This window comes from Microbacterium sp. C23T (genome assembly GCF_053345975.1).
In genome coordinates this window covers 40789-64445 of the sequence record NZ_JBKFBD010000005.1, presented here as the reverse complement: position 1 = coordinate 64445, position 23657 = coordinate 40789, and the positions used below count along the sequence as shown (strand labels likewise).

The window sequence follows — 23657 nt, the reverse complement described above, 5'->3', positions numbered from 1 at the left end:
CATCGGCTCGCGGAAATCGGACACGGCTGTGCGGCTCACCCGGAGGAATCCCGATTCTTCTGCATGCGCTCCCGCTCGGTCATCTCGACCGAGATGTCGGCGATCTCCGACGGGGGCACGTCGCCACCCCACCCGTTGTGCTGGTCACCGGGCATACCGGCAGCCTTGGCCTCGTCCGGATGGTTTCCCGCGTACGAGATCCGCACCAGGCCACGATTCCGACCCCGCTCGATCTGCGAGACTACGTGGACCGGTACGCCGTTCCATCGGCCCGAGACCGTCCGCTGGAACCGTGCGTCGAATGCTTCGGTGGGAAGCAGCACCCAGGGTTCGGCCGAGTCGGCGCCGAACTCCAGCGCGTCAGGAAACCGCTCCGAGGTGAGCTCACCCTCGACCCATACCCGCTTGGCCGTCGCAGTTCCCGAGTGGAGTCGGAACAGCTCTCCCCGGTACTCGTAGAACGGCGCACTCGTCTCGAAGCGCTCCATCAGTTCCCCTCTTTCTCGGACTCCTCGTAGGCCGGCGCTGTACAGCATCAGGAGATGGTCAGCCGGTCGCCTCGACCCATCTCGAGCGTGGCCCGCGCGACCGTGCCGTTGTCGGCCGTCCAACGGAAGGGAACGTTGTTGAGGGCGGTCGCCGCGCGCAGCGCCTCGCGGACCTGATCGCACTGCTCGTGGTCGAGGGCGACATCGAGGTTCAGCACGACGGCGCCGTGGTCGTGCATTCCCAGGTCGAGCGACGCGACACGGGGACCGCGTGCCCCGGTGCGCACGGTGCGCATGTCGTGCAGGCCGATGACGATGGAGTTCAGCGAGCCGCCGGTGCCGTACGCGAGCGTGCGCAGCCGGCGTGCGAGAGCCTTGCCCTCGCCGATCGTGGCCCGGTTGTCGGATACGACGACACCCAGCGCCTGCGCCCACGCGAGCGGCGGGACGCCGGCTAGTCGCACGCCGGCCGCGTCGACCTCGATGAACGTGCCCTCCACCGCCATGGTCTTCCGCACACGGCGGCGCGAGACGAGGCCCAGCCCGACGTTGCCCAGCATGACGACGAGCAGGATCCCGAGCAGCGCGAACGTGACCGCGCGGCCGATGCCCGTCGCAAGCAGACCCACGATGACCGCGGTCCCCACGGCGCAGATGCCGCCCGTCACGAGCAGGTAGCGCGTGTTGCGCTGCAGGGTCGCCGTCAGCTGCGGGCGGTCCACCTCCAGCCGCAGGGCGCGGCCGGACTGGATGAACTGCCGCCATGGATCGGCAGAGATATCGGTCACGCGCCGACGCCTACTCGTCGCTGCGGACGAACGCCGAGCGCACACGGTGCCAGAGTGGATCGCCTTCGCTCACGCCCGAGACGATCCGGACGACGCCGCCGGCCTGGCCCAGTGCGCAGGCGAGGGCGATGATGCCGACGAGCCCTGCCGTCGCGGAGAGGCCGACGAACGAACCGGCGGCCAGATCGCGCAACGCGAGCGCCACTCCCCCGATCGCCAGCAGGAAGGCGAGCGTGGCCGTCGTGAGCCGGGCGAAGAGGGGCGGGTCGAAGTTCGTCGTGCGGGCGAGCACCCAGCCGCCTCCGCGCCGAGTTCGACCGCCCTGACGGTACGGCAGGCGGAGCCACTCGGTCGCCGCCTGCGTCAGCGTCCGTCCGGTCTGCCACAGCCGCACGAGCCCCACGGCCCCGGCGAGGGCGACGACAGAGGCGATGGCGATGACGACGACGTCGACCGGGGCGACCGCCCCGCCGAGCGCCACGATCGCGTCGAGCATCCCGCCGACGACGAACACGCCCAGCGCCGCACCCGCGAAGCACACCAGCCCGAGCGACCAGCGCGACCAGCGTTCGTAATCGGCACGCAGGAGCACCGCCACGCGATCCGCCTCGGCCACCGCCTTCTCACCGCTCGGGACGTCGATCCACGGGCGCGAAGCCGGAAGGATGAGTGCGAAAGCCATACCGTCAGGCTACGGCGTGCGGCAGGTCGCTCCCGCTCGCCGACGCTTCCAGGGGAGCAGGCTCGACGCCGTCGGGCAGCACCTGCGTCGTCGACAGTGTGAAGGCGGCGAGGACGGCCAGCTCGGTGCGCTGGCCGATGTCGGTGCACATGCCCATCACGAGGATCGTCCCGTCGCCGGCGGGCAGGCGGATCTCGCCGACCGTCGTGACGACCGCCCTGCCACCGAGCTGCAGCGTGCCGGAGGCGACCGTTCCCACGCGCCCGTCGGGCGCGGTGAAGGTCTCGGCCGCGGAATCCACGCCGAACCGCGCGAGCGGGAAGAGACGGTGGAACTCGAGGGACGGGGCATCCGTCCCTGCCGCCACCCTCACCACGTTCGTGCAGAGGAAGCTGACGGCCGGGCGCTCGCCGAGCGTGATCGAGACTCCCGCCGAGTCGAAGTCCGTTCCCTCGAACGCGGCGACCCCGGCATGGAAGCCCGCCACGATCGCGGCGCGTGCGTCGTCGGGGAGCCAGCCCTCACCGCCGGCCAGATACCAGTCCAGCCATTCCTGGGGCGTGCGGTCGCCGAACGAGCGGAACTCGATCCACCCTTGCGGCATCCGCTGCCACACGCGATCGCCGCTCGTTCTCGGTGTCACCATCTCAGAGCTCCTCATCCGTGCGAGGACCGTTGCCCTGGATCGTGTTGTCGACGCGCTCGGCGAGGTTCTGCCACGGGCCGCTCAGGCTGTCGACGAAGCTCTCGCCGTTGTCGTGCGCGTCCTTCGCCTGCGACATCGTCCAGTACGTGTTCGAGACCAGGTTCGGGAGGTTGACGTTCAGGGCCACCGCGAGCGATCCCGCCGCGGTGCCGCCGCCGGCCAGCGCCGGGGTCATCTGCTGGATCGACGGGATGAGCACCTGACCACCGGGACCGACGAGCGACTTCGCCGCCATGCCGAGGGCACCACCGGCCAGGAGACCCAGGGCGCCGACCGCGAAGTCCGTCCAGTCCCCCCGCCCGGTCAGGGCCTGGAGACCGTCGATCGCGACGAGGGCGATCGACATGATGAGCGCCACGGTGCCGAGGACCGGGATGAACAGCGACAGGATCGCGATGATCGGCAGCGCCGCCCGGAGGATGTCCTCCAGGATCGGCACCACGTTCTCCATGAGCCAGTTGCCGGCGTCGGCGAGCCATTCACCCGCGTCGCCCAGGAAGTTCGAGAATGCGTTGCCCGCATAGTCGTCGAGGATGCCGCCGGCGTCGTTGAGCGAGCGCGCCGCGACCGTCGCCTCGTCGTCGACCTCGGCCTTGAGACTGCGGGCGGAGGCGCGGATCTGCTCGAGGTCGTCGCCGGCGCTCCCGAGCGCGAGGGCCGCGTCGGACACGGCGTCGGGGTTCGCGTCGTCGTCGTCCTTGTGCTTCACCGCCGCTGTGTGCGCGGTCTCGCACGCGGCGACCCGCGCGGCCGCGGCATCCGCCTCCTCGGCGAGCACCCTCGCCCGCTGCTGGAAGGAGGCGAGCTGGGTGCTCCAGGCGCGCAGGGCGTTGCGCGATGTGCGCAGCGCCTCACCGGTGTCGGCGAGCTGCGGGCGGAAGTCCTCGCTCATGGAGGCGCGGAAAGCGGTGGCAGAGAGCCCGACCCAGTCGGCGTCGTCGCCGCCGTCGAGCATCGACAGCGCGTCGTCCACGCCGTCGCAGCCGTTCGACAGCGCGTCGACGTAGCTGTCGAGGGTCGCGAGGTCGCCCGGTGCGGGGTCGAACCCGAGGGCGCTGAAGTCGGTCACGCCGCGCTGCCTTCCTGGGGCACCATGCTCGCTCCGAGTTCGCTGTCCAGGCCCTGGAACGCCTCGAGGATGCCCTGGAGGCCGGTGCCGGCATCCTCCGCGTAGCGGGCGAGCTTGTCCATGCCGCCGCCCCATGACCCGTGCAGGTCTTCGAGGCGCCGACGGAGTTCGTCCTGCGGCACCGCCGAGCCCGACACGTTCGAGAGCGCGCCCGTGGCGTCGTCCAGCACCGTCCGCATGTTGGCGTACGCGTGCCGGCTCGCGTTCATCGCGTCGTAGTCGATCCGCACATCGGTCATGGCAGTCTCTCCGAGGACGGCTGACCGGAGGCCGCAGGAGCGGCGCTCCGGTCAGACAGTCGAGCTTTGCGTTGCGGGGCGGTTCAGCCGCCGGCGAGCTGCTGGTCGAGGTCCTGAATGGCACGCATCATGCCCAGCAGCGACTCCGACATGTCGTTGATGCCGTCCACAGCACCCTTCAGACCCGTCGTCAGCTCGGTGTACCCCTCACCGAACTTCCCCGACGCGTGCTGCGTCTTGAAGTCCTCACCCAGCAGCGTGTCCACCTGGCTCTTCAGCGCGTCCAACTGACCCTGGATGTCATCACGAGCCTGCGACAGCGACGACGCCACCTGCTCCATCTCCGCATACGAAGCACCGAAATCGGCCATCGTCAACTCCCTCACTCAGATTCCCGACCCCCGTCGGGCCGATGACTCCACGCTAACCGGAGCACCCGGCGGAGCCCATGGGGACCATTCCCCATGGGATCGGATGCCGCCGGTCACCGTCGCGCCGCAGCACCGCCGGGCGTGAGATCGGCCTCAGCGACCATCAACGCGAGCGCTGCGGGTCCGACTTCTGGAGCTCGGGCGCAAGCGTCAGGGCCAACTCTCCCGGCGCGGTCGCGAGCGCCCGCGTCGCCGTGCCCGGCTCGACGAGGCCGCGATCGGCGAGACGCCGGATCGCTTCATCCCGGCGCGCCGTGATCTCGGCGAGCGTGCCAGGCGGGATCTCGCGGATGCTCCACTGCAGATTCTCGCGCTCGTTCTGCGGTCCGCTCGCGGGCAGCGGACCGCGGATCAGGATGACGACGTGGACGACGATGTCGGCGGCGACCACGGCGATCCACACCCATGCGCCGCCCTGCAGGAAGGGCGCGCCGGCCGTGAGTGCGATGAGAGCCGTGATGAGCCCGGGGATGACGTGGATGAGCGCCAGCGTTCGCACGGCCGACGCTCGCGACGCACGCGGGTGGCGCAGCCGCTGCAGCTCACTCCACCCCGTCACCAGCAGGCTGACCAGCGTGATCGTGCCTGCGAAGGCCAGAGGGAAATCGTACGCGGTATCGCCGAGGACCCACCGCACCATGGCTGCGGCGGCGATCACCGGAGCGGCGACGGCGAAGAGATACGCCAGCCCCTGGATGAAACTGCCCAGCGTCACCCCGCGGTGCTCCGACATCGCCTCTGCCGGCGCGAGCACGGCAAGGGGGCGCTGCGCGGCGGTGCGCGAGAATGACCGCAGCTCCAGGCGCCACCAATCCACGGGCGTCCACGACGATGCCTCGTCGACGAGCTCTGTCAGCGATCTGGCGGTCATGCCGGCCATTCCTCTCCGAAGCGCACCACGGCGCGGTCGAGTGCGTCGACGCGCACGCGGTCGCTCGACGCGACGAAGCCCTCAAGCGTGGACTGCCGCAGCACCGCCTTCGCCGCCTCCTCCACGAAGGCCAGCCCGTAGGGGGCGACAGGGCCGAGAATGGCGGCGACAGTCGCGTCTTCGCCGAAGAACAGCCAGCGCTCGAATCCGAACTCCCGGTCGCCGTGCCGCTCGAGAAGCGTCGCCGAGATGCCGATCCCGAAGTTATCCGTCTCGATCACCTCAGTCGTCGCCGGCAACTGCGCCGAGGGCGACCAGAGGAACGCCGCCTGATCGGCCTCGCTGAGCGCACCATCCACCGCGAACACGGTCAATGGCGCGATCACCCGACCGTCGATGCCGACGATGACGAGGCTGCGGCTGTCGTCCGAGGCTAGCCGGGCGACATCGTCGAGCGCCGCGGCGATCGGGCCGGCGGCTTCGCGGGCGAGCCCCGTGCGCGCGACGAAGTCGGCCGCCGTCGCGCGTGCCCACTCGGAACGATCGGTCGCCGAGTGCGCGGGGAAGTCGACCGGGATGCAGTGCTCCCGGTCGAAGCGAAGGTTCAACTGCATCTCAGCTGACGCTCCAGGTGAACGAGGATATGTGGTTGTCGAAGAGAGCGAGCCACGCCAGCAGCACCGGGTCATCGGACGCCAGGTCGGCCCCATGGGCCACGGTGGCCGTCCACTGGACGGCCTGCGTGCGCCGGGTGCCGGGGATCGGGATCAGGTAGTGGATGAGGAAGCTCACCGCGTCGACGCCGTCGACGCGGGTCGGGCGCCGCTCGGTCCAGCGCACCATGCGGTGACCTTCGCCGATCGGGACGCCGCCGCGATTGCGCACGGCATCCTCGACGATGTCGTCGAGCGTCCATTGCGGCGTCGACCGACGACGCAGGCCCACGAGGCTCGCAGAGCCCAGCACCCAGGTGGGCGAGCTCTCGGCCGGCAGGGCGTAGGCGAACGCGTCCTGGCCCTTCAGCTGTGCCAGGGCGTCCTTCACCTGCGCAGCGAGCGCCGCCCCCAGGTCGGGTCGGCCGGCCTCGGCAAGGCGTGCCTTCGCCGCCGCGACGAGATCGCGCTCGGTGTCGGCCCCCATGTCGTACGACCGCCACCCGGGCGGCAGCAGCATGCGATACCTCGGCACGGTCGCTCCGGCGCCTCCGGCCAACTCCGCGCGCAGGTCACTCACCATGCCAGTCTTCCATCACCCACGACCCGCAGCGGAATCCCCGTCACGAGAACGGGTTCTGGTCGGGATCGAAGGACCCCGGGAACGCCCCGCCTGCGGTGTCCTTGATCCACCCGGCGATCCCGAGCTGCGTCGCCCAGACGCCGGCCGTACCCTCGACGATGTTCCACCCGCCGGTCATCACCGCGGGGTCCGCCCAATGCGCCATGTTCTGACCGGTCAAGAGGCCCGTCGTGAAGTCGACGGCCTTCGCGCCGAACCCGGTTCCCTGCAGGCGGTTCAGCCCCGAGGCCCAGTCGTCGATCCCCGTCGCACCGACGCCGAACAGGCGGGCGGCGTCGTCGCCGAACGCCGTTCCGAGTGCGCGCCAGCCCCCGGGGGCGCCCAGTCCGCGCAGGCCACGCGCCGCGGGGCCGATGAACGGCACCACGCCGATGACGCCGAAAGCGACGTCGACCCAGCTTCCGTCGTCGAACGCGAGCTTGCGGGTGAGGGCGACGGCGAGCGTCGCGACGGCGACGATCGCCGCGAGTGCGGCGATGATGGGTCCGCCCACGACGATCGCCAGCACCGCGAGCACGATGCCGGCCACGGCGAGGACGTTCGAGAGGAACTCCAGGGCACCTCGCAGGTCGTCCTTCCAGGAGTCCTCGATCTTGCCGCTGAAGCCTTCCTTGATGTTCGTGGCCGCGGTCTGGAACGCGGTGTGCCAGCTGTCCCACTCCGTGTCGTACTCACCGGCCCGCGCGTCCCACTCGCCGCGCTTGGCGTCGGCGAGACCCCGCTTCTCGACAGCATTGGCGTTCGCGGTGTCGTACGACGACTGCTCATCGGCATCGGCATCGTCATCGGGCTCTCGCGGAACGGCGCCCTCAGCCGTGTCGGCGGCGCGCGACAGCGAGTAGTAGGCGGCCCACAACTCGATCAGGTCGTCGACGATCGGATCGATCGCGGCCTTCGACGTCTCGAGCTCCTGACCATAGGTGAGGATGTGCGGCCCGACGGCGGCGTACAGCTCGGCCGCCTTCGACAGATCGCCGCTGACCTCACCCGCAACGTCGCGGAGCTTGTCGACGGTGCTGCCTTCCATGTCGGCGCCGTTGTCGACCAGTTGCTTGATGAGCGTCCACGCGGCGGACATGTCGGCACCGAGGTCGACGATCTGCTGACCACGCGTCTGGACGTCGCCCGCATCGCCGCGCAGGTGCTCGATGAGGTTTCCTCCCCTCGGCGTCTGCGAGGGCATGTACGGAAGCACTGTCGTCATCGTCGGCTCATCTCTCGCCGGTTCGGTTGCCGGCTTCCTCGTCGAAGTCCTGGAAACCCTCGATCACGCCGTCGACATGCTCCGCGAGTCCCTTGCAGCTGTCCATCAGGCGCTTCCGGCGATCGTCCCAGCGGCCCTCGAAGTCGTGCGCCGCGTCCTTCAGATCACCCAGCTCGTACGGGCGGTCGACGGCACCCTCGAGGTCGCGGCGGCGGCTGCCCGCATGCTCGAACTCGTCGATGATGCTCTTCAGCTGCGTGCTCAGTGCACCGAGGTCGTCATAGCTGACTTTGACGCTCACTGGGTCTCCTCATTCCCGATCCGACTCGTCCGCCCTCTCCGGTCACCGGTCGGGAGCGGCCTGCACCGCTCCCGACCCCGATGATCCGGTTCAGCCGCCGGCGAGCTGCTGGTCGAGGTCCTGAATGGCACGCATCATGCCCAGCAGCGACTCCGACATGTCGTTGATGCCGTCCACAGCACCCTTCAGACCCGTCGTCAGCTCGGTGTACCCCTCACCGAACTTCCCCGACGCGTGCTGCGTCTTGAAGTCCTCACCCAGCAGCGTGTCCACCTGGCTCTTCAGCGCGTCCAACTGACCCTGGATGTCATCACGAGCCTGCGACAGCGACGACGCCACCTGCTCCATCTCCGCATACGAAGCACCGAAATCGGCCATCGTCAACTCCCTCACTCAGATTCCCGACCCCCGTCGGGCGGGACACTCAGCAACCTAACGGAGCGCGCCGACGGCACGCGATGGGGATCATTCCCCATGTCCTCGCGTCGGGCGCCGCGGCCCGCGTCAATGCTGCGGCGCCGCCTGCGGAACGGGGAGGACGGATGCCTCGACCAGCGGCAGCTGGACCGTGACCTGGCGCCCCGCCTGCACGAAGATGCCGCGGCCATCGGGGAAGTCGGACCGCTTGACCTTCGGGAACGGCACCTTGAACACCGCGTCGCCGTCGAACGCGTCGGGCTTGATGATGATGCCCTTCCGGCCGCCCTTGAAGTCGCCCACCAGGCCGAAGCCACTGGTGACCTGCGTGACGTCCGCGTCGCCGATGAGCAGGTGCTCGCTGCGGTTGACGGCCTGGAACAGCGCCTTGAGCGGGCGCTCAGCGGGCGAGTCGGCGAACTGCGGCACGTCTTCGATCACGATCATCAGCCGCGCGTCGATCGACTCGTCGGCGACGAGCTCGGCGAGCTCGGTCGCCAGGTCCTTCGCCTCGTCGGGCGTCGTGGCGCTGCGCATCCACGGGGCGAACTCCTTGAGCTGCGAGCGTCGTCCGCCGAAGTGGAACAGCCGCACGGCCGGATCGAAGCGCACCATCGACGTGACGAGGGCCTTCATCGCGTTGGTCTTGCCCGCCGAGGGCGGCCCCGCGACGACGAAAGTGCCCACCGGGTCGAACTCGCGGGCCGCGAGCGTGTCTTCGGCGATGCCGAGCACCGGGAACTCGCCGATGCGGTCCGGCAGCGCCTGCCAGGCGAGCCGGGTCGGCAGCGAGCCGATCTCGTCCACCTCGCGCGCGCCGGTCGCGCGCAGCTCCTCGGCCCACTGGCCCAGGAGCTTCGTCTGCTCGGCCACGTTCGGCGTGCCGCCGAGCACCGCGATCTGGGTCTCGAAGCCGTCGACGATGGCCCGGCCCGGCGCGGACCGCTCGTCGAGCACGTCTTTGGGGGCGTTCAGCAGCGCATAGGCGTTCTCATCCGACAGACGCAGCACCACACGCCGCGACACGTTCGAGCTGATGGCGGTGGGCACCGACCCGGAACGGTCGGCGGTCGCGACGACGTGCACGCCGAGCGGGCGGCCTTCGCCCAGGATGCGCATGAACGCCTGATAGAACGGCATCCGCGCGGTCGTGGACTCCCACTCGGCGCGGAACTGCGGGAGGCCGTCCAGGAGGACGATGATGCGCGACTCGTCGCGCCCCGTCAGCTCGCGGTACTCCGCGATGCTCGAGGCGTTGGCCGCGCTGAACCGCTTGGCGCGGTCGTCCAGGATGCCGCCCAGCGAGCGCATGATGCGCTGCACGCGCTCGGCGTCGTCGCCGGGGATGATCGATCCGACGTGCGGCAGCACCTCGAGGCTCTTGAGCGCGCCGGCGCCGAAGTCCAGGCCGTACACGGCGACGTTCTCGGCGCGGCGCCCCATCGCCGCGGCGATCGCGACCGTGCGCAGCACGGTGGACTTGCCCGAGCCGCTGGTGCCGTACACAAGGAGCGAGCCGTCGCGGTCGGGCTCGAAGTACACCGGCTCCTGCAGCTGCCGCTCGGGCACGTCGCGCTTGCCGAGCAGGATGAAGCCGGGTCGTCCTGCCCGCAGCCCGCGGAGGTCGACGGTGGCCTCGAGGTCGTCGAGCCACGGGCGCCGGGGTGCGGGGATCCGGGCCGCCGCGGCGGCGGCGACCAGGGTCGCGACGATGCGCTTCTGGTCGTTGGGCCCGGGATCGACATCGTGGGATTCGGATTCGCCCGAGTCCGGCAGCTCCCAGCGCTGCACCGAGCCGAACCGCAGCTGCGCGACGCCGACATCGGCGGCAGGCGCCTCGTCGGTGCTCCAGCCGCCCGCATAGGCGGACTGGAACGGCACGAGCCGGCCCGGGCCGGTCTTGGCGATGCCGCGGCCGGGGATGCCCGGGTCGAAGCGCGCCGCCACGGGGTCGTCGACGACGTCCTTCGAGTCCGACTCGTCGGCCATGCGCAGCGCGACCCGGAGGTTGGTGTTGGCACGCAGGTTGTCTTTGATGACGCCGGCCGGCCGCTGCGTGGCCATGATCAGGTGGATCCCCAGGGAGCGGCCGCGCTGCGCGATGTCGACGACACCGTCCACGAACTCGGGCACCTCCCCCGCGAGCGCCGCGAACTCGTCGATGACGAGCACGAGGGCGGGCGGCGTGTCGGGGTCGCGCCGCTTCTCCAGCTCGAGCAGGTCCTTCGCCTTCTTGCGGTTGAAGAGGTGCTCGCGGTGGTGCAGCTCGGCGCGCAGGCTGGTGAGCGCGCGCCGTACGAGGTGCGGGCTCAGGTCGGTGACGAGGCCGACCGTGTGCGGAAGTTCGACGCAGTCGGCGAACGCGGACCCGCCCTTGTAGTCGACGAACAGGAACGTGACGCGGTCGGGGCTGTGGGCGGCGGCCATGCCGAGCACCCACGCCTGAAGGAACTCGGACTTGCCGGCGCCCGTGGTGCCGCCGACGAGGGCGTGCGGTCCCTGCGTCCGCAGATCGAGGGCCATCGCGTCCGTGGCTCCCTGGCCGACGATCGCGCGGAGCGTTCCGGCCTTCTTGAGGCGCGGCAGGACCGCGCCCGAGCGGTCGATGATCGTGTTGTTCTCGCGCCAGCGCTCCACAGCGGAGCCGGCATCCGCGGCGAGCTCGCCGCCGACGAGCGAGAGGAACATCACCGAGTTCGGGATGTCGGACGAATCCTCCACGACCGTGCTCGAGTCCACGACCGGGGCGAGCCGCTTGGCCAGCACCGTCATGAGGTCGTTCGACACTCCCTCGACCGCGGTCTCCGGATAGTCCACGCCACTTCGGACCGTGCCCGCGCGGGCGTGCTCGAGACCCCGGGACACGTCGACGAAGCTGCGGCAGACGGCGGGGAGCGCCTCGACGACGGGTGCCACGAACAGACCGTAGACGCCGACGTCGGCGCCGCGCTCGAGCACCTGCGTGAGGCGTGCGCGATCCACCGGGGCGTCGGCGGTGACGATGACGAGCACCGCCGTCTGGCCGGGGAACGTGGCCTCCTCCGCGGCCCGTCGCACGTCGGTGCCGTAGCGCATCGGGTCCCACTCGTCATCCAACGGCAGGCGCGGCGACGAGGCGGCCTTGGAGCGCTGCATGACGAGCTCCTCCAGGCCCGACAGCAGAGCGGCGCCGGTCGACGCCGAATCCGACAGCGGCATCTCGCGGAAGGGACTGCGCTCGCTGGAGGTGTGCGGAAGCCACTTGAGCCACTCGAGCTGCGTCGCCCATCGCGGCTCGGTGAGTGCGATCGCGACCAGTTCGTTGGGCGAGTGGAGGCCGAACAGCTGGACGCAGAGGCCCCGCAGGGCGTCGGCGGCTTCCCGCTCGCCTCCGGCGACGCCGATCACCCCGACGCTCTGCAGCGACTCGAGCACCGGCACGCCGTCGATCGTGCGGTAGCGGTCCCGCAGCCGGTCGACGCGGTCGACGAACTCCTGCAGCGCCTCGGGCGACTCGGATCGCTTCACCGTCGTGCGCGAGGGGGCCTCGGCGGTGCCCAGTCGCACAGACAGGAAGTTCCAGTGCTCGGGTCGTCTGGTCCAGAGCATCGGGCCGAGCCGCATCGCCTCGTCGAAGACGACGGCCACCGGCGGCACCTCGGCGTTGCGGATCTCGCGCTCGCGCGGCCGCTCGCGGTAGAGGCTTTCTTCGAGCTCCTCGAACGTGCGCTCGAAGATCTCGGTCTCTTTGCGGGCGCGCTGGCCGACCTGCGTGCGCTGGGAGATGAAGTTGCCGAGGAGCATGAGCGGCGAGAGCACGACGACCAGCAGCGCGCGGGGGTTGCCCTGCATCGCGAAGAGGGCCAGTCCCAGAATGATCGGGGCGACCAGCATCGGCCACGGGAACAGCCGCGAGACCGGGTCCTTCGGCATCCGCGGCTCGGGCAGCTCCTCGCCCACGTACCGCGGCTCCACGCGCGGGCTGCGGTTGAACAGGAGCGAGCCGCCCCGCTCGAGGACGGGATCCTGTTCCACCGGCGCGAAGTCCTGCACCATGCGGACGACGACGTCCGTGTCGCCGAGTGAGAACCGCTGGCCGGGGATGACGCGAAGGCGCTGCACGAGGCCGCCGTCCACGACGATGCCGTTCGCCGAGTTCAGGTCGACCAGTTCGACGGACGTGCCGACCTCGATGCGTGCGTGCGACTTGGAGACGAGGGGGTCCGCGAGGACGATGTCGTTGCCCGCGACCCGGCCGATGGTGAACTGACCGCGCGGCAGCGGGAACTCGCGGCCGACCCGCGGACCGGCGACGATCGAGAGGATGGCGGCAGGCGGGCCCCCGTTCGTCCGCGTCGAGACGTAGTCCTCACCGAGATTGACGATCGACGCGACGAAGCCCGAGCCCACGGCGGCGTCGCTGATGAGCGTCTCCGGCGAGAGCATCGCGAACGTCGACGACGTCGGAGGCGCCACCTTGAGCGTCAGCACGTCACGCGGGGACGCGACGGTCTCGCGCGCCGGATCCGTCTCGACGATGTGCCTCGCGACGTCCTGCACGGTCGCCGTCGTGTCGGCCGTGACCACGATGTCGATGTGCTGGGCGTTCCGGCGCTGCAGGGTGAGTCTGAGTCTCATGGGTTCCTCGCTGTGCTGCCTCAGCCGATGCGGACGCGGGCGCGCCGTTCGCCGAGCAGCAGGGTGTCTCCGGAGCGGACCGCGATGCCCTGGCCGGGCGGAAGGGCGTGCTCGACGCCGTCGCGGATCACCGCGCTCCCGTTGGTCGACGCACGGTCGATCGCGATGATGCTGCCGCCCGTGCGCAGGAGCGCCAGGTGGGTCTTCGAGATGGATTTCGACGGGTCGTCCAGGGGAACGAGCGCGAGACCGGCGTCCCCCGGCCCGGCCGCCGGATCGCGGCCGATCAGAATACCGGACCCCGCGAGCGCGATGCGGGCGCCGTTGTCGAACTCGAGGACGACGCCCGGCGTCGCAGGGTCGGCCGGCGACGACGACCGTCGCGCCGGGGTTCCCTGCCCGGCCGGCGGGCCCACCGGGGCCGGCGCGGGTGCGGGGCTCGCGTCCGGCAGCAGCCGGGGCGGCGTCCACGGGATCCCCGGGCCGGAGGAGGGCGCCGTGGGCACGACGGCGGACGGCGCGACGCCGGCCGGTGCCACGATGGCAGGTGCGAGCGCGGGTGCCGAACCGGACGCGGGGGACGCGGCATCCGTTCCCCTCGCCTCGGCGGTCGACGCGTACGCGTCGGTACGCGGCGCGCCCACGACCCCCCCGCTGCTGCGGGTGACCGGGATGTAGGCGCCCGCGCCGGGGGCGGTCGCCGAGGTGGCGAGGGAGCGCAGCTCGCTGCGCTCGTCCGCGAGATCGGTGGCGGCGGTCTTGCGGGCGATGCGCATGCGCTTGACGTCGTAGGGGTTGAGCCCGTCACGCGCGTCGACGAACCACGTCGCCCCAGCGAGGTCTGCCCAGCCGCGGCCCCGTCGTTCGGGGTCGAACAGCGGCGAGCATGCGATGACGAGCACCGGACCCACCAGCGGCACCAGGAGGCTGCCGTACAGCACGAGATAGCGCACCACCGCGCCCCGCCAGAAGCCCGGGCGCTCGAGCGTGCGAACGTTGACCGATCGGATCCCGGTCATCGCCTTGCCGACGGTGACGCCCTTGCGCCCGTGCAGCACGAGCTGCACCACGACGAACGCGGTCGTCAGCGCCGCCGATGCCGCCCCGCACGCGATGACCAGGCCGAGCCGGCCGGCGTCCGCGAGCGCCGCCGGGGCGTCCGGCGATGCCGTCGCGCTCAGGAGCGCGGGAAGGGTGACGAGGAGGAACGGGAGCTGAAGCACCAGCAGGATGCCGAGCTCGATCGAGGTGGAGAGCACGCGCCGCCCGAACGGCGCCCTGCGCAGCCCGAGTGTCGCGGCGTACTCCGGCTTCGGCCGGCCACGCCCATCGAGCCCCTCGACGGCACGCGTCGAGTCGTCGATCTCCCAAATCACGGGTCCTCCTGGCGAACGCTCCGCATCGACCCTATCCGGACGATCGTGCCTCTCCCGACGAGATCCAGGACATGGGGAAAGAGCCCCATGTCCTGGTCGATCCGCCGGACGGCGCCTCCGGGAGACCAGCGTCAGTGGAAGAAGTGGCGCTCGTTCGTGAAGAACATCGTCACGTTCGCGGCCTTCGCGGCGGCGATGACCTCGTCGTCGCGGACCGAGCCGCCCGGCTGGACGATGGCCGCGATGCCCGCGTCGAGCAGGATCTGCGGGCCGTCGGCGAAGGGGAAGAACGCATCCGACGCGGCGACCGACCCGGCGGCGCGGTCGCCGGCGCGCTCGACCGCGAGGCGGCACGAGTCGACGCGGTTGACCTGGCCCATGCCGATGCCGACCGTCGCCGAGTTCTTGGCGAGGACGATGGCGTTCGACTTGACCGCGCGGCAGGCCTTCCACGCGAAGATGAGGTTGGTCATCTCCTCGTCGGCCGGACGCTCGCCCGACACCAGCTGCCAGTCCTTCGCGACGGACTCGATGTCGTCGGGGAAGCGGTCGGCGTCCTGCAGCAGCAGACCGCCCGAGACCAGGCGCACGTCCATCCGCTCCTGCTGCCAGTCGGCGGGCAGCTGCAGCAGACGCAGGTTCTTCTTCGCCTTGAAGACCTCGAGGGCGGCCGGCTCGAACGACGGCGCCACGATGACCTCGGTGAAGATGTCCTTGAGGTTCTCGGCCATCTTGAGGGTCACGGTGCCGTTGGCGGCGATCACGCCGCCGTACGCCGACACGGGGTCGCACTCGTGGGCGCGCAGGTGCGCGCTCGCGATGGGGTCGAGGGCGTTGGGCGCCGTCACCGCGATCCCGCACGGGTTCGCGTGCTTGATGATCGCGACGGCGGGCTTGACCATGTCGAAGGCGGCGCGGAGGGCGGCGTCGGCGTCGACGTAGTTGTTGTACGACATCTCCTTGCCCTGGAGCTGGATCGCCTGGGCGATACCGTGGCCGCCGTTGCGGGTGTAGATCGCCGCACGCTGGTGCGAGTTCTCGCCGTAGCGGAGGGTCGCGAGGCGCTCGGCCTTGATCGTGAGGTGCGCCGGCAGGGCCTCTTCGAGGAGCGTGCCCTCGGTGAACCAGGTCGCGACCGCGCGGTCGTACTCGGCCGTGTGCGCGAAGGCACGGGCCGCGAGCTCACGGCGCTGCACCAGCGTCGTGCCGCCCGCGCGGACGGCGTCGATGACCGCCGGGTACGACGACGGCGAGACGACGATCGCGACGTTTGCGTAGTTCTTCGCCGACGCGCGCACCATGGCGGGGCCGCCGATGTCGATCTGCTCGACGACGTCGTCGCCCTGTGCGCCCGAGCGCACGGTCTCGACGAACGGGTAGAGGTTCACCACGACGAGCTCGAAGGGTGCGATGTCGAGCTCGGCGAGCTGACGCTCGTGGTCCTCGAGGCGGAGGTCGGCGAGGAGGCCGGCGTGCACGCCCGGGTGGAGCGTCTTCACGCGGCCGTCGAGGGACTCGGGGAAGCCCGTCACGCTCGACACGTCGGTCACGGTGTAGCCGGCCTCGCGCAGCAGCGTGGCGGAACCGCCCGTCGACACGATCTCGACACCGGCCGCCGCCAGCGCCTCGCCGAGCGCCAGCAGGTCGGTCTTGTCGCTCACCGACACGAGTGCGCGGCGCACCGGGACGACGTCGCGGGGGCGGTACAGGGCGGGGTCGTGGCTCGGTCCGGCCATGCGGGTCTCCTCGGTGGGGTGGGGGTCAGAGCTGGGCGCTCGCGGACACCGCCGCGAGGTCGAGGTCGCCGGTCGCGACGCGGCGCACCACGTCGATCAGGAGGCGGCGTTCGACGGGCTTGATGCGCTCGTGCAGGGCGTGCTCGTCGTCGCCGGGGAGCACGGGCACGCGCTCCTGGGCGAGGATCGGCCCCGAGTCGACCCCGTTGTCGACGATGATGACGCTGGCCCCGGTCTGCGCGACGTCGGCGGCGAGCGCGTCGCGCACGCCGTGCGCACCGGGGAACTCCGGCAGGTACGCGGGGTGGGTGTTGATGATGCGCGGCGACCACGCGTCGACGAGGTCGGCGGGCAGCAGGCGCATGAGGCCGCTCAAGACGACGAGGTCGGGCTGCCAGACGTCGAGCTGGGTGGCGAGCTCGGCGCCCCACTCCTCGCGGCTCGCGAACTGCGCGAACGGCACCATGAACGTGGGGATGCCGTACTCCTCGGCGTGCGCGAACCCGTCGGCCTCGCGGTCGGCGCCGACGACGACGATGCGGGCGGGGAACTCGGGATCGGCCGCTGCGTCGAGCAGTGCGCGCAGGTTGGAGCCTGTGCCCGAGATGAGAACAGCGACCGTCAGCACCGCATCAGTCTAGCCGCGGGAGTTCGATCGGCTCGGTCGTCGCTTCTGATGTGACGCCACCGCCGGCGTCCGGCAGCGGTGTCGGCCGCGCTCCGCGCACGGGAGGGGACGGATGCCGCTCCTCCGCGTCCTCGGCGGGCACCGCGCCAGATCGCCGGGCCGTGAACGCCGCGACCGCGGCGAAGGCCGCAGCCTCCGGCGGTTCGGGGTGCGGCTCGTCGTCCGCCGCAGGTTCGACCCCGGCCGTCGCGGGCGCGGAGTCCTGCGCGGCCGAGCTCCCGCCCCCCGCCGACCGCGGCGACAGCAGCAGGATCGCCGCGCCGAGCAGCACTTCGAGGCCGACCGCCAGCGCGACGGGCCCGGCATCCGGTCCGAACTCTGCCAGTCGCCCCGGTCCGAGGGATCCCGACGCCGCCCAGGCCAGCAGCGCGGCGGCCCCGCCCGAGAGCAGCGCGATGCCTGCGGTGACGACGAGACGTGCCGCGATCGGATCCTCCGGCGCCTCGACGTGCTCGTCGACGTGCGCCTCGGCGCCGGGCTCCTCCGAGGGGGCGCCCGACAGCAGTCCGCTGAGCGCCGCGGTCTTGCCCGCATCGAACCGTGACGACGCCGGGCCGGCCGCGGGTGCGGGCTGCAGCATCCGCTCGCGGAAAGATCCACGGGCGTGCAGGAGCCGCGACCGCGCGATCCACCCGGCCAGCGCGCCGAGCGCGATCGGCAGCAGGGCGAGCAGCAGCAGCCACGACGTCGTCGATTCGGGGACGGCACCGAGCGCCGGGAGACCCGGGATGACGCCGACCTGGGTTCCGGCGGGCGAGACCGCCGTGCCCGTGCCGACGGCGAAGCCGGGGCCGGCGACGAAGCTCATCCCCCACACCGCGAGCGTCGGCACGTAGGCGAGTTGGACGAGGGTGATGACGGTGGCGCCGATGGGGTCGACGTCGCCCGCCTGGAACAGCGCGACGATCTGCCCCGCGCGGGCGAACAACGCGACGGCAGCAACCGCGGCGCCGATGCCGACGAGCCCGACCACCACGACGGCGGTCCCGCGCGCGACGAGCGCGGGCACCTCTCCCCAGCCGTGCGGCGCCGCCTCGACGCGGTCGCGCAGACGCGCGATCGCGCCGGACCCCGCCTCGGACCACTCCGTCACGACCGCCGCGACCAGCGCGGGCAGGGCGAACACGAGCGTCGGCACGAGGATCGCCTGCCACGTCTCGGCGCGCGCGACGTCATTCGCGCCGGTCAGCGCGGCGCCGGTGGTCAAGAGCGCGAACACGGCGCTCGAGGTGAGCACGCCGGTGAGCCACGCGTCGGCGTGCGAGGCGCGGGCACCGGAGCGGGCGGCGAAGATGGCCGTGAATCCTGCGAAGGCCAGCGGGGCGAGCGAGAGGACGAAGGATGCCGCGCCCGCATCGATCCCCGTCGCGGCGAGGTAGTCGGGCGGCAGCGTGATGCTGAGCGGCACGAGGTTGCCGAGCTGCCACACCGACACCGCCGACGGCCACAGCACCCCCCAGTCCGCGCCGCCGCCGAATCCGAACACCCACAGCAGGGTGAGGGGAGCGAGGGTCACGGCAAGGCCGACGGCCGCCGCGATGACGGCGTCGACGGAGGCGAGAAGGGCGACGATGAGGCGATGCATGCGCCATCGACCCTACTTCGGCGCACCGCCCCGGCCGAGGCGCCCGCGCGCGGGGCCGAGGCATCCGTCCAGCGAATCCTCAGGTTGGGGCAGGAGCGACTAACGTTTCACCTCGGAGGTCCCCCCACATGAGCACAGCCGAGTCCACGGCGCCCAACGCCCCCGACGAGACCGAGAACACCGAGACCCCGGAGCCGAAGAACGGCTTCGACAGGTTCTTCGAGATCACCAAGCGCGGATCGACGATCCCCGCCGAGATCCGCGGCGGTGTCGTCACGTTCGTGACGATGGCCTACATCGTCATCCTGAACCCGATCATCCTGTCGAGCGGCACCGATGTCGCCGGCGACACCCTCGGGTTCACGCAGGTCGCCGCGACCACCGCGCTCACCGCCGGTGTGATGACGCTGCTGTTCGGCCTGGTGACCCGCCTGCCGTTCGCGTTCGCAGCCGGCCTGGGCATCAACTCGTTCCTCGCCGTCTCGGTCGTCGGGCAGGTGACGTGGCCCGAGGCCATGGGGCTCGTCGTCATCAACGGTCTGATCATCGTGCTCCTCGCGGCGACGGGCCTCCGGCGCATGATCTTCGACGCCGTGCCGATCCAGCTGAAGCTCGCCATCACGGTGGGTATCGGCCTCTTCATCGCGTTCATCGGCTTCGTCGACGCCGGCTTCGTCACGGCGACCGGCGCGTCCTCTCCCCCGGTGGGACTGGGCGTCAACGGCTCGGTCGCGACGGTGCCGACGCTGATCTTCGTCTTCACGCTCCTGCTGACCGGCATCCTGGTCGCCCGCAAGGTCAAGGGCGGCATCCTCATCGGTCTCGTGACCGGAACGGTCGTCGCCGTGATCGTCGAGGCGATCTGGAACATCGGCCCGAAGTTCTCCGGCGATGACGTCAACCCCGGCGGATGGGGCCTGTCGGTCCCCGAGCTCCCGTCGTCGCTCGTGAGCGTGCCCGACCTGTCGCTCGTCGGCCAGGTGTCGTTCGGCTCGTTCGAGCGCATCGGCGTGCTCGCCGCGCTGATGCTCGTCTTCACGCTCGTCTTCACGAACTTCTTCGACGCCATGGGCACCATGACCGGTCTGTCCAAGGAGGCCGGCCTCGCGAACGAGAAGGGCGACTTCCCGCGCATCAAGTCGGCGCTCATCGTCGAGGGTGTCGGCGCCGTCGCGGGTGGTTTCACGTCCAGCTCGTCGAACACGGTGTTCATCGAGTCGGGCGCGGGCATCGGCGAGGGCGCTCGCACGGGCCTCGCGAACGTCGTGACCGGTGGCCTCTTCCTCGTCGCCATGTTCTTCACGCCGCTCGTGTCGATCGTACCGACCGAGGTCGCGGCATCGGCCCTGGTCATCGTCGGTGCGCTGATGATGTCGCAGATCCGCTTCATCGACTTCTCGGACTTCTCGATCCTGCTCCCGGTGTTCCTCGCGGTCACCGTCATGCCGCTCACGTACTCGATCGCGAACGGCATCGGCGCGGGCTTCATCTCCTGGGTCGTCGTCCGGTCGCTCTCGGGCAAGGCTCGCGAGATCAGCCCGCTGCTGTGGATCGTCGCCGCAGGCTTCGTGCTCTACTTCGCACGCGGACCGCTGGAGACCCTGCTCGGCTGACCGTCGGACTCACAGACGGATGCGGATGCCTCGGCCCGAGGCATCCGCGTCCGTCTTTCAGCGCAGCGGGGTCCAGCCGGGCGGTGTCGGGCCGTCGTAGGCGGCGCGCTCGGCGTCGGCCCGGGCCGACCAGCCCTGCGCGGCATCTGTCCCGTCGAAGCCGCCTCGTGCGACGCGGAAGCCGACGTCGTCGTGGTGCATGCGCGGAGCGCCGCCCCGGCGGGTCGAGGCGCGCACGCTCCACGCGTCGTCGGCGAACCCGCCGCCCCGGAACACGCGGTAGTCGGCGTAGCGGGCGGGGTCGAGCAGGTCCCAGGTCCACTCCCACACGTTGCCGAGGGTGTCGAACAGGCCGTTGAGATTGGGCAGCCTGCCGCCGACGTTCTGCGGAGCGTTGACGCCGTCGGCGCTCGTCCACGCAACTTCGGCGAGAGGGCCGTAGTGCGGGCCCGTAGAGCCGGCGCGGCAGGCGTGCTCCCACTCGGCCTCGGTGGGAAGTCGGAATCCGTCGGCGTCGACGTGCCACGTGACGTCCTCGCCGTCGAACGAGTACGCGGGATCGAGCCCTTCCCACTCCGACGCCGCGTTGCAGAACCGGATCGCACGCAACCAGCTGACGTCGGTCGCGGGGCGGCGCGGGTGCGACGCCGGCTCGCCGAGCAGCTCCGCGAGCTGCTCCTGCGTCACGGCGTACACCCCGATCTCGTAGGGCTCGAGCTCGACGCTCCAGCGCGCCTTGCGGCGGGCGTCGTGCAGGGTGACCGTTCCGCCGGCGATGCGGGCGAGTTCGATGTCGGTCACCGCGGAAGTATCCCACGCGGCGGTGGGGGCGGGGCGCTCAGGGGGCGCGACGCCAGGAGCCCGAAGCGGGCAGCTCCCCGCCGAACAGCTGCCGCACGGTGACGAGCTGGAACCCCCGGTCGAGGAGCCCGTCCAGGACGGCGCCCGCGGTACGCGCCGTGACCGCGTGGACGTCGTGCAGCAGGACGATCGACCCCGCGCGCGGCTGTTCGACGGCGCGCGCGATCAGCACATCGTCAGCCGGGCCCTGCCAGTCGTTGGTGTCGATGTCCCAGAGGATCGCCGGCATACCCGCTGCGGCGAGCACCCGCGGCGTGAACTCGCCGTACGGCGGACGGAACACGGTGATGTCCTGGCCGGACACCGCCTCGAGCGCGCGCGTGGAGTCGACGACCTGGGCGGTGACCTGCGCGTCCGTCAGCTGGGGCAGATGCGGGTGGTTCCACGTGTGACCCTCGACCTCGTGCCCCTCCCTCGTCATGCGGGCGAGCGTGTCCGCGTAGCCCTGCGCATTCTGGCCCATCGCGAAGAACGTCGCCGCGGCGTCGCGAGCCGCCAGTTCGTCGAGGATGCCGGGCGTGTATGACGACGGACCGTCGTCATAGGTGAGCGCGACGCAGGGCACGAGGTCGCAGTCGACGGCGCGGGTTCCTGCGGGCGCCGCGACGGGTCCGGTGTAAGGCTGCCCGGAGGAGGCCAGCACGCGCGCGCCGAGCGGCGTGACCAGGTCGGCCGCGACCTCGGCCGGAATGGCGAACTCGACGGGCTCGGTCGTCGGCGGCGCGCCGAGCCCGGCCAGGTCGGGTGCGGTGAAGCCTGGTGCGAGGGTGATCACCAGGCCTTCGTCGGACGGCACGGTCGTGCCCAGTGCGGCCTGGATCGCCGCGATCTGGGTCTCATCGCCGACCACGACCGGCCGGTGGCTGAGCGCGCCCGCGTCGCGCCGGAGCGCCTCGACGATGTGCGCGCCGAGTGCGGCGGCCGCACCCTCGGCCCACAGCCCGTCGGCCGTCGCCGTCTCACCGGTCGCGACGTCGGTGTACAGCGTCGTCGCCGTGTCGGAGTGCACGCCGCCCGCGTCGCCGCTGAGCACCCGGACGCGCTCTCCCACGATCGTCGCGCCGGCGGCGACGATGCCGCACACGACGGCGGTCCCCGCCCCGCCCACCGGCCCGAACGCGGGATCGGCGAGCAGCTCTGCGGCCGGGCGCAGCGTGGTCTCGAAGGCGCAGCGCCGATCCCCGAGGCCGGATCCGACGGACGAAGGCGTCGGCACGAACGCGGTCCCCGACGCGACCACGCGGTCCGCGATCGCGCCGCGGACGAACTGCTCCACCTGGGCGTTGAACGCGTCGGTGGTGGCGCCGGCCGGCAGGAGGGCGACGCGGGCCTGGAGGCCGACAGCGTCGTTGCGCACGCGCAAGGGGACGATGCCCGCGCCCAGCGGTCCGACCGCGGCGGCGGAGATCTCGGGGACCGGATCCGTCGCGTGAACGACCTCGGGCGCCCACGCCGGAGGCTCCCAGCCCCCGCGCGACGCCGGCGCGCACGCCGACAGCGCGAGGACCGCCGCGGCGAGGGCGGCCACCATCCACCGCGCCCTCATCGCCGGATGCCTTCCAGCAGATCGCCGATGGCGGACCGGTACGCGGCCGGCTCATCGCCCTCGGCCGGCGCGACCTGCACCGTGACGCGCACGCTGGGGGCAGCATCCGGTTCACCCACCCCCGCGACGACACCGCCGTCGTCGAGGTCGACGTGCACCGCGGTGAGACCGGAGGCGAGCAGCTCCGAACGAGGGGTGCCCGCCGCGGCGGCGACGACGTCGCCGGGCTTCTCGTCGACCGACTCGAGGCTCGCGCGCAGCGCGCCGTCGGGCGTGCGCACCGTGATCGCGTCCTCCGAGTCGCGCGTGACGACCCAGTCGGCGGGGACGACGACCGAGGCGTCGCCGAGGTCGGTCGGGTCGCTCCCGTCGGAGACCTCGCTCGAGAGGTTCGCGATCGTCGGCGGGACGGCCACCAGGGCGGCGACGGCGACAGCCGCCAGCACGAGGGCGGCGGCCGCGCAGGCGAGCGCGACCTCCCACCGGCGCGCGGCGGATCCGACGCGTGCGTCCTCTGTCACGGCCACCCCCCTGACGGGGCCGAGTCTAGGAGCGCTCCGCGTCCGGATCGCTCAGGAACGCCTCAGTTTCCCGAGATCAGTCGTCGTGCGGCTCGAGCACGAAGATCGCGATCTGCCGGTCGGTGCGCTTCTGGTAGTTGTCGTAGTCGGGCCAGACCGCCGCGGCACGCGCCCACCATTCGACACGCTCGTCGCCGGCCAGCTCCCGGGCGGTGTAGTCCTGCTTCGCGTCGGCGTCCTGCAGCTCGACATGGGACTGCCGGCGCATGTTCTCGGCCCACTTGGGCTCGTCCGGGGCGCCGCCCTTGGACGCGACGACGGCGTAGCGGCCGTCGTGCTCGACGCGCATGAGCGCGGTCTTGCGCAGGGCACCGGACTTTGCGCCGACCGTGGTCAGCACGATGATCGGCACGCCCCGCAGGGTGTTCGCCTTCTCGCCGTTCGACGCTTCGAACGCCTCGGCCTGCGTGCGGGCCCACTCGGACGTGGACGGCTTGTACTTTCCGGTCAGCGGCATCCCCTCAGCGTACGACGGCCCCGGCCGTGGTCGGGCGACGCCGCA

The 23657-nt window shown here is 71.4% G+C and carries 23 protein-coding genes; 1 reads left to right on the top strand and 22 read right to left on the bottom strand.

What is annotated here, in order from left to right; all coding sequences use genetic code 11:
* Positions 1-35: 35 nt before the first annotated feature.
* From ACLBXX_RS04210 to ACLBXX_RS04125, 18 genes are all read right to left on the bottom strand, one after another.
* A complete protein-coding gene (locus tag ACLBXX_RS04210; RefSeq protein WP_447656959.1) occupies positions 36-488 on the bottom strand; it encodes a hypothetical protein in 453 nt (150 codons plus the stop codon).
* A gap of 47 nt (positions 489-535) precedes the next feature.
* A complete protein-coding gene (locus ACLBXX_RS04205) occupies positions 536-1276 on the bottom strand; it encodes a hypothetical protein (protein WP_447656958.1) in 741 nt (246 codons plus the stop codon).
* A gap of 10 nt (positions 1277-1286) precedes the next feature.
* Positions 1287-1958 (bottom strand): hypothetical protein, encoded by a 672-nt coding sequence (locus ACLBXX_RS04200; protein ID WP_447656957.1) that lies wholly within the window; start codon positions 1956-1958, stop codon positions 1287-1289.
* A 4-nt stretch (positions 1959-1962) separates the two neighbouring features.
* Positions 1963-2604: a hypothetical protein gene (locus tag ACLBXX_RS04195; RefSeq protein WP_447656956.1), complete on the bottom strand. Its 642-nt coding sequence runs from the start codon at positions 2602-2604 to the stop codon at positions 1963-1965.
* 1 nt (position 2605) lies between these two features.
* Entirely contained in the window at positions 2606-3733 is a 1128-nt protein-coding gene (locus ACLBXX_RS04190) for a hypothetical protein (RefSeq protein ID WP_447656955.1), read from the bottom strand.
* On the bottom strand, positions 3730-4032 hold the full coding sequence (locus ACLBXX_RS04185; protein ID WP_447656954.1) for a hypothetical protein: 303 nt from the start codon (positions 4030-4032) through the stop codon (positions 3730-3732). Before ACLBXX_RS04185 ends, ACLBXX_RS04190 begins: the two co-directional genes overlap by 4 nt.
* A gap of 83 nt (positions 4033-4115) precedes the next feature.
* Entirely contained in the window at positions 4116-4403 is a 288-nt protein-coding gene (locus ACLBXX_RS04180) for a WXG100 family type VII secretion target (protein WP_116194191.1), read from the bottom strand.
* Between the two features lie 163 nt (positions 4404-4566).
* The gene (locus ACLBXX_RS04175) at positions 4567-5334 is read right to left on the bottom strand and encodes a hypothetical protein (protein ID WP_447656953.1); all 768 of its coding nucleotides are present in this window, start codon (positions 5332-5334) and stop codon (positions 4567-4569) included.
* Positions 5331-5948 (bottom strand): hypothetical protein, encoded by a 618-nt coding sequence (locus ACLBXX_RS04170; RefSeq protein ID WP_447656952.1) that lies wholly within the window; start codon positions 5946-5948, stop codon positions 5331-5333. The genes ACLBXX_RS04175 and ACLBXX_RS04170 overlap by 4 nt, the downstream gene beginning before the upstream one ends.
* A gap of 1 nt (position 5949) precedes the next feature.
* Complete coding sequence (locus tag ACLBXX_RS04165) at positions 5950-6567, bottom strand: hypothetical protein (protein WP_447656951.1); 618 nt, start codon at positions 6565-6567, stop codon at positions 5950-5952.
* 43 nt (positions 6568-6610) lie between these two features.
* Entirely contained in the window at positions 6611-7834 is a 1224-nt protein-coding gene (locus tag ACLBXX_RS04160) for a hypothetical protein (protein WP_447656950.1), read from the bottom strand.
* 7 nt (positions 7835-7841) lie between these two features.
* Complete coding sequence (locus ACLBXX_RS04155) at positions 7842-8135, bottom strand: hypothetical protein (protein WP_387143810.1); 294 nt, start codon at positions 8133-8135, stop codon at positions 7842-7844.
* A gap of 90 nt (positions 8136-8225) precedes the next feature.
* Positions 8226-8513, bottom strand: a complete 288-nt coding sequence (locus ACLBXX_RS04150; protein WP_116194191.1) for a WXG100 family type VII secretion target — start codon at positions 8511-8513, stop codon at positions 8226-8228.
* A 126-nt stretch (positions 8514-8639) separates the two neighbouring features.
* Complete coding sequence (locus ACLBXX_RS04145; RefSeq protein WP_447656949.1) at positions 8640-13169, bottom strand: FtsK/SpoIIIE domain-containing protein; 4530 nt, start codon at positions 13167-13169, stop codon at positions 8640-8642.
* Positions 13170-13189: 20 nt separating this feature from the next.
* Complete coding sequence (locus ACLBXX_RS04140) at positions 13190-14545, bottom strand: RDD family protein (RefSeq protein ID WP_447656948.1); 1356 nt, start codon at positions 14543-14545, stop codon at positions 13190-13192.
* 131 nt (positions 14546-14676) lie between these two features.
* Positions 14677-16281 (bottom strand): bifunctional phosphoribosylaminoimidazolecarboxamide formyltransferase/IMP cyclohydrolase, encoded by a 1605-nt coding sequence (gene purH / locus ACLBXX_RS04135; RefSeq protein WP_447656947.1) that lies wholly within the window; start codon positions 16279-16281, stop codon positions 14677-14679.
* Between the two features lie 25 nt (positions 16282-16306).
* Entirely contained in the window at positions 16307-16909 is a 603-nt protein-coding gene (purN, locus tag ACLBXX_RS04130) for a phosphoribosylglycinamide formyltransferase (RefSeq protein ID WP_310288985.1), read from the bottom strand.
* Positions 16910-16913: 4 nt separating this feature from the next.
* Entirely contained in the window at positions 16914-18554 is a 1641-nt protein-coding gene (locus ACLBXX_RS04125) for a cell division protein PerM (RefSeq protein ID WP_447656946.1), read from the bottom strand.
* Positions 18555-18682: 128 nt separating this feature from the next.
* On the opposite strand from ACLBXX_RS04125, the gene ACLBXX_RS04120 reads away from it, so the two are divergent.
* Positions 18683-20167: an NCS2 family permease gene (locus tag ACLBXX_RS04120; protein WP_387143826.1), complete on the top strand. Its 1485-nt coding sequence runs from the start codon at positions 18683-18685 to the stop codon at positions 20165-20167.
* A gap of 57 nt (positions 20168-20224) precedes the next feature.
* Here ACLBXX_RS04120 and ACLBXX_RS04115 read toward each other — a convergent pair whose 3' ends face one another.
* The 4 genes from ACLBXX_RS04115 to ACLBXX_RS04100 all read right to left on the bottom strand — a co-directional run bounded on the left by ACLBXX_RS04115 (position 20225) and on the right by ACLBXX_RS04100 (position 23612).
* A complete protein-coding gene (locus ACLBXX_RS04115; RefSeq protein ID WP_447656945.1) occupies positions 20225-20968 on the bottom strand; it encodes a formylglycine-generating enzyme family protein in 744 nt (247 codons plus the stop codon).
* A gap of 37 nt (positions 20969-21005) precedes the next feature.
* Positions 21006-22574 (bottom strand): polysaccharide deacetylase family protein, encoded by a 1569-nt coding sequence (locus ACLBXX_RS04110; RefSeq protein ID WP_447656944.1) that lies wholly within the window; start codon positions 22572-22574, stop codon positions 21006-21008.
* On the bottom strand, positions 22571-23095 hold the full coding sequence (locus tag ACLBXX_RS04105) for a hypothetical protein (protein WP_447656943.1): 525 nt from the start codon (positions 23093-23095) through the stop codon (positions 22571-22573). Before ACLBXX_RS04105 ends, ACLBXX_RS04110 begins: the two co-directional genes overlap by 4 nt.
* Before the next feature lie 76 nt (positions 23096-23171).
* Complete coding sequence (locus ACLBXX_RS04100) at positions 23172-23612, bottom strand: nitroreductase family deazaflavin-dependent oxidoreductase (RefSeq protein WP_447656942.1); 441 nt, start codon at positions 23610-23612, stop codon at positions 23172-23174.
* Between the last annotated feature and the right edge of the window lie 45 nt (positions 23613-23657).